The sequence below is a fragment of the Plesiomonas sp. PI-19 genome, from assembly GCF_021368255.1.
Lineage (GTDB): Bacteria > Pseudomonadota > Gammaproteobacteria > Enterobacterales > CAMTGL01 > Plesiomonas > Plesiomonas shigelloides.
Genome location: NZ_JAJNMQ010000001.1, coordinates 1,894,948 through 1,907,974, shown reverse-complemented (window position 1 = coordinate 1,907,974; position 13,027 = coordinate 1,894,948). Strand labels below are relative to the sequence as shown.

The 13,027-nt window shown below is 49.5% G+C and carries 9 protein-coding genes; 4 read left to right on the top strand and 5 right to left on the bottom strand.

Annotated elements, in window-relative coordinates; genetic code table 11:
- Window positions 1-254: 254 nt before the first annotated feature.
- Window positions 255-2,138, bottom strand: a complete 1,884-nt coding sequence (locus LQ901_RS08595; protein WP_039046133.1) for a methyl-accepting chemotaxis protein — start codon at window positions 2,136-2,138, stop codon at window positions 255-257.
- Between the two features lie 245 nt (window positions 2,139-2,383).
- On the opposite strand from LQ901_RS08595, the gene LQ901_RS08590 reads away from it, so the two are divergent.
- Complete coding sequence (locus tag LQ901_RS08590) at window positions 2,384-3,712, top strand: Na+/H+ antiporter NhaC family protein (protein ID WP_039046134.1); 1,329 nt, start codon at window positions 2,384-2,386, stop codon at window positions 3,710-3,712.
- Between the two features lie 257 nt (window positions 3,713-3,969).
- Entirely contained in the window at window positions 3,970-5,634 is a 1,665-nt protein-coding gene (gene ushA, locus LQ901_RS08585; RefSeq protein WP_010862046.1) for a bifunctional UDP-sugar hydrolase/5'-nucleotidase UshA, read from the top strand.
- A gap of 230 nt (window positions 5,635-5,864) precedes the next feature.
- Here the strand turns inward: ushA and LQ901_RS08580 are convergent, their stop codons facing one another.
- From LQ901_RS08580 to ybaK, 3 genes are all read right to left on the bottom strand, one after another.
- Window positions 5,865-6,419, bottom strand: a complete 555-nt coding sequence (locus LQ901_RS08580; RefSeq protein ID WP_152135962.1) for a lytic transglycosylase domain-containing protein — start codon at window positions 6,417-6,419, stop codon at window positions 5,865-5,867.
- A 1,105-nt stretch (window positions 6,420-7,524) separates the two neighbouring features.
- On the bottom strand, window positions 7,525-7,905 hold the full coding sequence (locus tag LQ901_RS08575) for a lysozyme inhibitor LprI family protein (RefSeq protein ID WP_010862044.1): 381 nt from the start codon (window positions 7,903-7,905) through the stop codon (window positions 7,525-7,527).
- A 4-nt stretch (window positions 7,906-7,909) separates the two neighbouring features.
- Complete coding sequence (gene ybaK / locus LQ901_RS08570; protein WP_010862043.1) at window positions 7,910-8,389, bottom strand: Cys-tRNA(Pro)/Cys-tRNA(Cys) deacylase YbaK; 480 nt, start codon at window positions 8,387-8,389, stop codon at window positions 7,910-7,912.
- A gap of 442 nt (window positions 8,390-8,831) precedes the next feature.
- Here ybaK and LQ901_RS08565 point away from each other — a divergent pair, with 442 nt between their 5' ends.
- Window positions 8,832-9,758, top strand: coding sequence for a diguanylate cyclase domain-containing protein (locus LQ901_RS08565; protein ID WP_233672148.1), 927 nt, complete (start codon window positions 8,832-8,834; stop codon window positions 9,756-9,758).
- A gap of 97 nt (window positions 9,759-9,855) precedes the next feature.
- On the opposite strand, the gene LQ901_RS08560 is transcribed toward LQ901_RS08565, so the two are convergent.
- Complete coding sequence (locus LQ901_RS08560) at window positions 9,856-11,343, bottom strand: carboxypeptidase M32 (protein ID WP_233672147.1); 1,488 nt, start codon at window positions 11,341-11,343, stop codon at window positions 9,856-9,858.
- Window positions 11,344-11,650: 307 nt separating this feature from the next.
- Here LQ901_RS08560 and LQ901_RS08555 point away from each other — a divergent pair, with 307 nt between their 5' ends.
- Window positions 11,651-12,871, top strand: coding sequence for a DUF945 family protein (locus LQ901_RS08555; protein ID WP_010862039.1), 1,221 nt, complete (start codon window positions 11,651-11,653; stop codon window positions 12,869-12,871).
- Window positions 12,872-13,027 lie beyond the last annotated feature (156 nt).

The following is a 13,027-nucleotide window of genomic DNA, read 5'->3' as shown; positions in this document are numbered from 1 at the left end:
CGGCCTCGCTCTGCTCACTCTTGAGAGTCTTTAATCGTTTAAGATGTAACCAGCAGTGTCCACTTGCAACAAAGTGCAGTTTCCGCAACCTTTGCATGCGAAAGCTGCGTATTGTCTCGCAACTTTTATCTTTAGCCCGTTTTTAAGCGCGTCTTTTACGCGAGGTACTGAGAAGTGTGCAGATTTACTTAACCACTACACAGACTCCTCAGTAGCCTCTTTTGCAGTACTCTCTTTCTTCGTAGCGCCACGGATTAAAGAATAAAGCGATTCACCTCTTGGCGCAGAGTCAGGGAAAGCTCGCTCAGTGAGGCCGCTTGACGCGCGGCATCATTGGCTTCTTGGGCCAAATCGGTTGACGCTTCCTTAATCGACTCCGTATTGCGGGTGATTTCTTGCGTTACTGAGTTTTGCTCTTCCGCCGCGGAGGCGATTTGTGAGGCCATATCACTGATGGTGTTAATGGCTTCTGCGATCTGATTGAGGCTGACTGCCGCTGAATCGGCATCGGTCACACTGGTTTGCGCCAATGTTTGGCTCTGCGCCATGATCTCAACCGCGCGGCGGGTGGCCTGCTGCAGATTGTGGATCATGGTATCAATCTCTTCGGTAGACACATGGGTGCGCTGTGACAGCATACGCACTTCATCGGCCACCACGGCAAACCCACGGCCTTGCTCTCCGGCGCGCGCTGCTTCAATCGCCGCGTTCAGAGCCAGCAAGTTGGTTTGCTCCGCAATGGCTCGAATGGTCAGCATGATAGAGCTGATGTTATCGGCATGCTGATTCAGCTCCATGATCACATCCGTGGCCATGCCCACTTCTTGCGCCAGTTTACGGATGGAATCTTGGCTCTGATCAACTTGCTGACGGCCAGTATCACTCAGATTTACGGCATTGTGAGCCTCACGCGAGGTCGCATCCACATTGCCCGCAATCTCGTGGGTGGCGGCTGCCATTTCGGTGACCGCCGTGGCTACCATCGTGACTTCATCTTGTTGCAGATGAATGCGATGGGTGCGCTCTTCTGCGCTGGCTGCAGCTACGTCAGCTTGCGCCGTCAGGCTATCGGCCACATCGCGCAGGTTGAGAATAATCTTGTGCAGACGCTCAACGAACAAGTTGAAGTTAGTCGCCAACTGGCCAATTTCATCTTGTGTCCGCGGATGAATGCGCACCGTTAGATCGCCTTCACCGCGGGCGATTTCGGACAGCGCAGCGGAGACGCGGTTTAAGTCGCGGAACAGGTAGGTGACAGCGCCACCAATCAGCACCGCCGCCAGCAGCGTGAACACTGCAGAGACGATCAGCAGCTCCATACGCGTTTGCAGGTAGCTACGCTCCACCACATCTTGCTCAACTTGCAGGCCGACCAGCCAGTCAGTGCCTGGTACCGCTTTAAGGTAAACCAGCGTTGATTTGCCGTTAATGTCAAATTGGCTGATGTCTTGATGTTGCAGCTGTTGCTCGATTTCCGTCTGGGTAAATTGTGGTGAGATCCGCGTGGTAGGTTGCATGATCAGCTGTGAGTCACGGTTGGCAATGATTGTGCCATCGCGGGTAATCATCAGCGCTTGTGCGCCTTCGCCTACCGGCATATCACTGATGGTTTTGGCGATTTGCTCCAGTGTGAGATCGGCGCCCAGAATGCCGAAAAATTGCTGGTTGAAATACAGCGGTTTGGACAAGGTGATCACCAAACCACCCGAAATGCTGTCTTTATACGGCTGGGAGATCCGTAGGTTGTTTTTTTGCAGGGTTTCTTGATACCAGCTTTTTTGCGTTGGATTGTAGCCGCTAAAATCCCAATCGGTGTGTGAAGAGATCATGCGGCCATCGGCGGCACCAATATAGACATGGTCAAATTGACCGTTTTGCTGCGCTTGTTTTAAGTGCGTAATTTGGGTGGCTGGATCAGCCAGATAGGTAGGGGCGCTATCTAATACCGCCAGTTTATCGTTCTGCCACAAACTGACAGTGGCGCTGGCAGCATCGGCCAGACTGTGCAGGCGTTCACGAATTTGTGCGCGTGTTTCGTTATACAGATTATTGGTAGCAACCCATGTTAACGCAGTGGCTACCGCGATCACCGCAAGCAAGCTAGTTCCCAGCAGCTTTTGTTTTAAAGACAATTGCATTCTTCTATGAACCTTAATTCTTATATTAATTTGTGAATTACGTCACAATATTTCAGCGAAGTTGCAAATACTAATCGATGACAGACACAGATGCACATATCTCAACAGAATTTGTCACACGAATTTATTGCAAAATATGTCAAATGGCTATTTTGGCTATTTAGACGTCCAGATGTTTACAAATCTATGCGTCTCAACGTAAAATCGGGTCATAGACTTAAATCACCCTTATGTTGTGGGTTCTTATGACCGATAATCAAAATAATATTCCGGCGCGTTCCTTTGCGGCTTTGCTGCCTTTGCTTGTCTTTTTAACGGTGTATATCGGAACCGGTATCTACTACACCCTGCAGGGGGCGGATTTCGCGTTTTACCAGTTACCGGCACCGGTTGCGGTGTTGCCCGCCATTGTGCTGTCGCTGCTGCTGGCCAAAGAGCCGCTCAATAAAGCCATCAACCGTTTTATCGGTGGGGTAGGTCATCCCGATATCATCGCCATGTGCATGATTTACTTGCTGGCTGGTGCGTTTTCATCGGTGGCGAAGGCGACCGGCGGTGTGGATGCCGCAGTTGGTCTGGGCTTATCGGTATTGCCGGGCTGGGCGTTGTTACCGGGGCTGTTTTTAATTGCCGCAGTGATTTCCACGGCCATGGGTACGTCGATGGGTACCATCGCGGCGCTGTCGCCAGTGGCGCTGGGTGTGGCGCAAGCGACCGGTATTTCGCTGCCGTTGATGGCAGGGGTGATCCTCTCCGGTGCGATGTTCGGCGATAACATGTCGGTGATTTCCGATACCACCATTGCGGCGACCCGTTCCCAAGGCTGCTTGATGCGCGATAAGCTCAAGGAAAACTTCCGTATTGCTCTGCCTGCAGCGATTGCCACGCTGATTCTGTTTTTCTTCCTGACGCGTAGCAGCGAAGTTCCGGCGGCTGAGCCTTTCTCATGGATTTTAGCGCTGCCGTATCTGGTTATCTTGGTGTTGGCACTGTCTGGTCTGAACGTCTTTTTAGTGCTGGGTGTGGGGATTTTGTCCGCCGGTCTGATTGGCTTTGGCGCTTCCGAGACCTACACGCTGGGCGGTTTTGCGCGAGATATTTACAGCGGTTTTGGCAGCATGCAGGAGATTTTCTTGCTGTCGATGCTGATTGGTGGCCTGAGTGAGCTGATGAAGCAGCAAGGTGGTTTGGCGTTCTTAGCGCACCATATCCAGCGTATGATTGAGCGCTTAAATAGCTCCGGTAAACCGCATAGCCGTGCCGGTGAGATGGGCATCGCGCTGCTGGTGGCGCTGACGAACTGCTGCACCGCCAATAACACCGTCGCCATTATTGTGAGCGGTGGCGTGGCGCGTACGCTGGCGAAAGAGAACCAAATCAGTCCACGTCGTGCTGCCAGTGTGCTGGATATCTATTCTTGCGTAGTACAAGGCTTGTTGCCGTACGGGGCGCAGGCGCTGCTGTTGGCGTCGAGCTTTAAATTGTCGCCACTGGATGTGGTCACCCATGCGTGGTATTGCGTGGCGTTGGCGATCAGTGCCTTGCTGTTTATCTGCTTGCGTCCATCACGCTGATTTTCCTCTTCGTTGTCTCATGTTGCTTTGCGCCGTCCACGTGGACGGCGTTTTTTTCGCGCTTCCCTCCTGCGATTGCGGTGATCTGTCGCATAAAGTTTGATGTAAATAACAGTTCGTTGTCTTGGCAGAAGAGTTATGCGCCACAAAAATTTAGACTGGTTCCCGTGCTTAACAGTGGCAGCACCCGACAGCAAATGCTGTTTGGAAATACGCTGATAGCGATTGGATAAATAGAACGAATAAAAGGAATCATCATGACATTCAAGACCCCGTATAAGATTACGGTATGCAGTCTGGCGGTAGCGCTGGCCTTAGGAACCGGCGTAGCCAATGCGCAGACATGGGAAAAAGATAAGACCTACAACATCACCATCCTGCATACCAACGATCATCACGGCCATTTCTGGCAAAACGATCAGGGCGAGTATGGTCTGGCAGCGCAAAAAACGCTGGTTGATCAGATCCGCAAAGATGTCGAGTCTAAAGGCGGCTCGGTGCTGTTGCTGTCAGGCGGTGACGTTAATACTGGGGTTCCTGAGTCTGATTTGCAGGATGCCGAGCCTGATTTTCGTGGCATGACCATGATTGGTTATGACGCGATGGCGCTGGGTAACCACGAGTTTGATAATCCACTGAGTGTGCTGCGTCAGCAAGAAAAGTGGGCCGGTTTCCCACTGCTGTCAGCCAACATTTATGATGAGAAAACTGGTAAGCGCCTGTTCAAGCCGTATGAGCTGTTCGACAAGCAGGGCGTGAAGATTGCTGTTATCGGTTTGACTACCGAAGATACACAGAAAATTGGTAACCCTGAGTACCTCAAAGGGATCGTCTTTAAAGATCCAAAAGTGGAAGCGAAAAAGGTTATTGATGAGCTCAAGCAAAGCGAAAAGCCTGACGTGATCATTGCGGCGACCCACATGGGTCACTATGAAGATGGTCAGCACGGCTCCAATGCTCCCGGTGATGTGGAGTTGGCGCGTGCGCTGCCAGAAGGTGCGCTGGATATGATTGTGGGTGGTCACTCACAAGATCCGGTGTGTATGGAAGGTGAGAACAAGCGTAATAACAAATATGTGCCGGGCACCCCGTGCCAGCCAGATCGTCAAAATGGCACGTGGATTGTTCAAGCGCATGAGTGGGGCAAATACGTTGGCCGTGCCGATTATCAGTTCAAAAATGGTGAGCTGAAGCTGGTGAGCTATGATTTGATCCCGGTAAACCTGAAGAAAAAAATCAAGCTGGATGACGGCAAGTCAGAATACCAGCTGTACACCACCGAAATCCCGCAAGATAAATCGATGCTGGATCTGCTGACCCCATTCCAAGACAAAGGTCAGGCGGAGCTGGGTGTGAAGATTGGTGCGACGAACGGCAAACTGGAAGGTGACCGTAACGTGGTGCGTTTCCAGCAAACCAACCTTGGCCGTCTGATTGCGACTGCGCACATGGATCGCGCGAATGCCGATTTCGGGATCATGAACTCCGGTGGTGTGCGTGACTCTATCGAAGCGGGTGATGTGTCTTATAAAGATGTGCTGAAAGTGCAGCCATTTGGCAACATTGTCAGCTATATGGACATGAAAGGTAGCGATCTGATTGATTACCTGAATGTGGTGGCTACCAAGAAAGTCGATTCCGGTGCGTATGCCCAATTTGCCAACATTTCGATGATCGTGGAAGACGGCAAGGTGCATGACGTGAAGATTGGCGGTAAGCCAATTGATATGAACAAGACCTACCGCTTTACCATCCCAAGCTTCAACGCCGCGGGTGGTGATGGTTATCCGAACATTGCCAACAAGCCAGGTTATGTGAATACCGGCTTTACTGATGCCGAAGTGCTGAAGGATTATATCCATAAGAACTCGCCATTGGATGTGTCTAAGTTCGAGCCAAAAGGCGAGATCGTATACAAATAATTTGTCGGTTTACTGCATGCAATCTGGCGCTATGTAGATCAGTCGTCAGATGGCTAGCAAATGCAGACTGGTAGAAAGTAAAAAAGCAGGCGTGAATGCCTGCTTTTTTTGTGTGTTGCCGAGTGAGTGTCTAATCCATGTCTTTTGTCGGCAAAGTTATTTGGCAGTGTCGATAAATTAAAGTGCCGCTAATTTTCGCGCTTCATTTTTAGCGCATTGCTTAACGCGGCTTAGAGCGCGACCGTTTTCATTACCGACATCACTTTATTGGCGTAGCCTATCGCGCGGCCTTTATCCCAAGAGTGATAGCGACCAATGCCTAATTTTAAATTATTTGGCGACGAGTCCAGTGCATTTTTCAATATTTCAGCACCAACGCGTAAATTGGTTTTCGGATTAAATAAATCCGCCGGTTCATCGACCCGAGAGCCGTGCCAGCCTAAGTTAACTTGCATTGCACCGACATCAATGTGCTTTTTATCGGTCGAGCTGATTAATTGCGTCAGTTTCTTTTCCGCTTCTTGTTTAGAGTCGAGGTAATAAGGCTTGCCTTTTTTGTTAATTGTATAAGGCCAAGGCTTGGCATTATTACCTTTGGTCATTGATGACTCTACAACAGCAATAGAATAGAGCAGTTTAGGATTGATGCCATACTCGTTGGCCACATCAACAAAATCACTTTTTGTTAGGCCGTTAATCGCAGAGGCAAAAACGTTAGTAGAAAATAGTGCAAACGTAGCAACGGCAATAACCATGAAACGTTTGAACATGCGGTGAATAGCCATGAAAGAGTTCCTCGTTAGTAAATCAAAGCAACTTATTCATCCTTAAATAAAATTATGTTTAATATTGGTATTGCGCGGTTTATTCAAACAGGATTATAAATTGTTTTTAGCAATAGCAATCTATAACCGATGTCCGTACCGATTATTATGGGGTGCGTTAACGTGATAGTCGTTAATCAATGATGCTGCACCACATCCCGTATAGTCAGTTATACGTAGTTCGTTATTTAGCGCAGTGAGTCGTCATCCTAGAGGATGTTGTTATGAATTATGGAGTTCGGCGGTGCCGTAAAACTGAGTTGATTATAGGATTGTGTGCGAGTTAATCAAATCGGACGCCAAGTAGCCTTTTATGTGACTGATAAAAACCAACAGTCACATATTGCGTGATAATTCATCAATTAATATTGCGAAATGTGATCAAGGTAAAATCTATTGTTGAATAAATGATCAATTAAGATCTTTGTCGATAGCAATTGGCATAAAAAAATGAATAAAAAATAAACATTTCAGATGATGAAAATGTGATCTACATCAACAAAAATGGCTAAATTGAGTTTAGAGACTGGCGGAGGCAAAAAGTGAATATTTGCCTTATTAGCAAGGCAGTAACGCAGAAACTGTTATGGTATAACAACTACTCACTCAATAACTCATTGTTATAAATAGGGAATTTTTCCTGCGATTACTGAGGTCTGTCATGTTGTTAATTATTTGTTTTAAAAGGCGGTTTTTCGCTATTTTGTGAACAGAGCGTAAGATTTTCCAGTGTTTGTGTGATGAGCGCGCTTTGCGCCTAGCATTAACGCCACCAGAAGCTATCAGTAACCATGTCGCTAATGAGTGCTACGAGTTCAGGATCGCCATACCAAACGGATGGAAAGCCGATATCAATGTGGCAGTCAATGCGTGGAGTCATGCATTGAAGTAAACCGCCCTAGTAAACAGCGGTAGTGAATGGTGCGGATGAGGCGTACTGTCTATGCACAGCATGAAGAATGCTTATATAGGCTATATAGACAGTACGCACAAGAAGTCCACTTACTGCCGCGAGTAACCCAGGCAACCAACCGCAGCCTGAGTTGCGGCGGCTGAGCGGTGGAGGTTAGTCCATCAAGGCGGCAAATTGCTCAGCAACTTCGATTTTACAGGCTAACTCCGCTTGGCCGGCACCGTTACCGGAGGCGTATTGCAGACGTTTGGCGGTACAAACCTTATCGCTGTAAGTGTTGTAGCTATTTAGCGCGTCTTGCAATGCAGCACTGGCACCTTTCGCGCCGGCGCTCAGACCTTCCAACTCTTGCATCGCGGCAGTCTGTTTTACCATGGTCGCATGGACTTTTTTCTGCGCCGCATCGAGGCGCGCGGTCAGGCAGTCAGTCACTTGCTGGTGATTTTGACCACTGGTGGTGCATTCACTCAGCGGATTGGCCAGCAGTGGGCTGCTGATCAGCAAAGCACAGGAAAACAGAATCGCGTTGCGCATGGGGTCACTCCTCTTTGGCTATGGGTGCCAACTTTCCATTTAATACAGTGAGTAAATCCTGAGGTGCTAGTTCGATGTCCAGTCCGCGTTTACCACCGGAGACGAGGATCGAAGAAAATGCGTCGGCGCCTTGATCCAGCAGGGTCGGCAGCAGCTTCTTTTGTCCTAGCGGGCTAATTCCGCCCACCAGATACCCGGTGATGCGCTGTGCCAGCGCCGGATCGGCCATGTCCGCTTTCTTAGCGCCCAAAGATTTGGCGACTTTCTTTAAATCCAGCATGCCGGAGACTGGAACAATAGCGACAGCCAGATTCTTGGCTTCACCGTTCAAGCTGACCAGCAAGGTTTTGTATACCCGCTGCGGCTCAATCCCTAACTTGCTTGCGGCTTCTTCTCCGAAATTGGTGTTATGCGGATCATGTTCGTAAGCATGCAGAGTAAAGGCTATCTGGTGTTTCTTTAAAAGTCTTACTGCGGGTGTCATGGTGTAACCTGTGAGAGTTAAAACAAAACGATATAATAGTATGACAAATTAACTTGCGGGTTGTCATGCATCCCGTTGTGTATTGTCGCTGTGTAGTTCTAAAACAGCAGCTATCATTAACAGTACAGATTACTGTTAATAACGTTAGCACAGGTAAACATGAAGAGAGCGAACAGGGGCGTAACGGAGTCCCGATATTTGTATCTGCCTGTGAATAAGCTTGCCACTGTTTCTGTCGGCGATTGAGTTGATTGACGAAAAAGAATATATCAGAGTAAATGCTCAGCTGATATATCATAGCCTCCTGACTTTGCAGCAATACCCAAGCGTCTGCAGCAGGATGTAGCCAGTTATTCCGAGTATTGTGCTTATCCGGAAATCTGGCCCAATCAGAGCTCAGAGCGATCTACAGCACGTGGCTGGCTATTTAGGATTAATTATCATGGATTCGGACATCATTTCACAAAAGTCGCGGTTATTGCTGGTGGATGACTCGCACTCCTGCCGTCTGTTGCTGAGCTCTATTGTCAAAGATTTGGGTGAGGTGCTGTTGGCCAGCGATGGCGAACAAGCTCTGCTGTTAGCGCGTGAGCATTCCCCAGATCTGATTTTGCTGGATATAGAATTGCCACAGCAAAGTGGGATGGATGTGTGCCGTGAATTACAATCCGATGCGCTGACACAAGATATTCCGATTATTTTCATCACCGGTATTCATGATCCACAAAAAGAAGTTGAAGGGCTGGCGATGGGGGCGGTCGACTTTATCTATAAGCCTTATCACGCCGCGATTATTCGAGCGCGAGTCAGCACGCAGCTCAAACTTAAACGCTTATCTGATCAATTGCGCCAGCTGGTTAATCTGGATGGATTAACGGGGCTGTACAACCGCCGCGCATTCGATAAAAAATTATCGACGGAAATACAGCGTCACAGCCGTACTCAGCAGTGTTTGGGGTTGGCGATGATCGATGTCGATCACTTTAAAGCCTATAATGACACCTATGGCCATCTGGCCGGTGATCAATGCTTAAAGGCGATTGCCCACTGTTTGCGACAAAGCGCCCGTCGCGCTGGCGATATGGTGTGTCGTTACGGTGGGGAAGAATTTGCCATTATTCTGCCGGATGTATCGGTCGAGAAGGTGGCGGATTACGGCTGTTGGCTGTGCGAACAGATCGCTGGCTTACAGTTGCCGCATCGCACCTCGAAAACCGCGGGATACGTGACGATCAGTGTGGGACTGGTGGTGTTCTGCTACCCGCCGGCAGCTGAGGTGATGATTGCGCAGGCTGACCAAGCCCTGTATGAGGCCAAAACGCAGGGGCGGAATCAGGCGATTGTTCGCGGCTGCGTTGATGAATGTTGAGCCTTGGCGCGTAAATCAGGCGATAAAAAAACCGGCATGGGCCGGTTTTTTTATGTCAGTGCTCAAATGGTGCACTGAGCTCAGCTTGCTGCGCGACTTATTTCAGGTAGCGTGTTTCCAAATGATGACGGAAGTAGGCTGGGTTGAGTGGCTCGCCGGTAGCCTGCGTGATCAGCGCTTGGGTACTGAGGCTACTGCCATGCTGCCAGATAGCCGTGTTCAGCCAGCTAAACAGCGGTTGCAGATTACCTTGGCTAATTTGGTCATTCAGTGCTGGGTTATCGGCATGGGCTCGCTGGAATAACTGCGCGGCGTACATCGCGCCTAGGCTATAGGTCGGGAAGTAGCCAAATGAGCCGTCGGTCCAGTGGATATCCTGCATACACCCATCGCGGTAGTTGCCTTGGGTGCTGATGCCCAGATAAGCCTGCATCTTCTCATCCCACAAGGCCGGGATGTCGGCAACTTCAATCTCACCTTCAATCAAGGCGCGCTCGATTTCGTAGCGCAAAATGATGTGCGCAGGGTAGCTAACCTCATCGGCATCCACGCGGATCAAGCCCGGTTTAACGCGGGTATTGAGCGCCAAGAAATTATCTTTTACAAACGCGGCTTGATCGCCAAATTCATCGCGGATCAGCGGCAGCAGCAGATTCAAAAATGCCGGAGAGCGTGCCAATTGCATTTCAAACAGCAGGCTTTGCGATTCATGAATGGCCGTGGAGCGAGCTTCGCCGATCGGTTGCCCTAACCAGTGGCGCGGCAGATTTTGCTCATAACGGGCATGGCCGGTTTCATGGATCACCCCCATCAGCGCAGGCAGAAAATCTTCTTCGCTATAACGGGTGGTGATCCGCACATCTTCAGCTACACCGCCACAAAACGGGTGCACGCTGATATCTAAACGGCCAGCATTAAAATCAAAGCCTAACAGCTGCATGATTTTTAGCCCGATATTGCGCTGTGACTCGGTGCTAAATGGCCCTTGAGGCTCGATGATCACCGATTGGGTCTGACGGTTTTCTACCCGTTTGAGCAGTTGTGGCAGCCATGTTTTTAAGTCGGCAAACAGCTGATCCAACTGCTGCGAGGTCATATCTGGTTCATACAGATCCAGCAGCGCATCGTAGCGCGATTTGCCACTGGCTTCGGCGCGGATTTGCGCCTCTTCGCGCGACAGGGCCACAACGCGTTCAAGGTTTGCGGCAAAGCCGTGCCAATCGTTATTTTTGCGCTGGGTACGCCAAGCATGCTCACAGTGCGCACCGGCCAGTGATTTAGCTTCTACCAGTTGGCTCGGTAACACATTGGCAGCTAGCCAGCGACGATGCATTTCCTGCAAATTAGCACGCTGCGTGCTATCCAAGTCTTCTTGCTCGGCGGCTTGCAGTAACGTGCCGACCTCAGGTGTGGTCAGAATTTGGTGCATCAAAACCTGCAGTTCGGCCAAGGCTTGCGAGCGGGCGTTATTGCCACCGGCTGGCATCATGGTGTGCTGGTCCCAGCCACAAATCGCACCGAGATGGGAGAAACGATACAGGCGTTGGAAGGTGGCTTCGAGTTGAGAATAAGCGTGAGTCGTCATCAGTTTATCTCTTTATGTAAAACAGTGAGCACTGGGCAGTTTCACCGAGTCATTCAGAGCAAAGACCCGAGAAAGAGGATATTAGCAGGGTAACAGGGAACGATGAGGCCGTACAGGTAGTGGGGCACGCGGCGCAGGATCTGGCGGGGCGTCAGTAGTGAGACTTATCGCCGCACGTTAAAGATGAAGCGGACGTATTAGTCCAAACACTGGATTTTTTTGTTATATAAAATAAAGGGTTAGTTATTAGGTGCTAAAATCGTGCTATTGTATGACGCATTAACGCCACCATCGAGGATTGCGCAGAATGGCACAAGTAAAAGGACGTGTAATAGGACTTGGGATTGTAGCGCTGGCCGTTGCCGCAGGTCTGCAATATTACACTGGCTCTGTTTTTGACCAGCAATTACAGCAAGTTAAAGCTGATTTATCCCCTCAGTCTGGGGTGACCATTACCGAAACGGCACGTTCGTTTTTTAGCCGTCAGATTGATGTGAAAGTCGTGACGGAAAGTGGTGATCCGAGCGTGCAAGCGGCCGAAATTCTGGCGAAAAACGCCGTTAGCATTTGGCCACTGCATATCAGCGCGACCACCACATTGGCATCACAAGGCTTGGTGGCTGAGCTGGAAAAACTCAGTGGTAAACCACTGCCTTTTGCGATGCATTCAAGCTATACCTTGGGTAGTGACGTTAAAAGTAATTTCACCCTCGGTGAGCTGAAACTGACCGATGAAGGCAATCAGTTTTTGATTAAGCCGCTGACCGGCGATCTGACTTACAACGTCAATCAGCGCGAGCTGGATCTGAAAACCGATTGGCAGGGCGGCGATCTTAAGAGCAATCAAGAGACTGCACTGCAAGTCGGCGCAGTGAGCATTCTGACCAAGCAGCAGCAAAAACAGGGGCTGTGGTTCGGTACCAATACCTTTGATATCGCCAGCTTTTCCAGTGAAACGGCAGCTAGCCAAGTAACCTTTAGCAATCTGAAGATTGATACCGATCAGCAGGAAAAAGGTGAAGGTCTGGATTTTATCAGCCAGATCACGCTGGGTGATTATCAGCAAACCAAACCACTGCAGCTGAATGTGAAAGATGCGCTGCTGAAGTTTCAAGTGACTGGTCTGAACCGTGATGCGCTGCTGGTGATGAGCAAGCAGCAGAAAATCTCTGAAGAGCAGGCCCAAAACGAGCTGCTGCAACTGTTAGGTAAAGGCGTCAAAGTTTCTATCGATCAGCTGAGTGCCAAAATCGGTGAAGGGATGCTGCAAGGTAAAGGCGTGATGCAGTTACCGGCTGACCGCGCGATGCCAAGCAATTGGGATGAGCTGCTGCTGCCACTGACTGCTGATGCGCAGCTGAGCGTAGATGAAAAAGTCTTCCTCAAGCAGCCACAAATGTTGCTGATGCTGTTGCAACTGTCTAGCCAAGGCTGGATTAGCCAGAAAGATGGTCAGTTGCACTCTTCCGTTACCATCCATGATGGCATGCTGTCAGTTAACGGTAATGAAGTGAGCCAGCTGTTTTAAGTATTGCGTTTTTTATATCCGATCTCACCAAAAGGCCGCTTGCGGCCTTTTTTATTATCTTCCCTCAGCTAAGTACACACGACCTGTGCTCGCTAATGTTCGGCTTGCTTAAGCACAAACACATTTAAGATACAATTATGATGTTTATGTTATTGT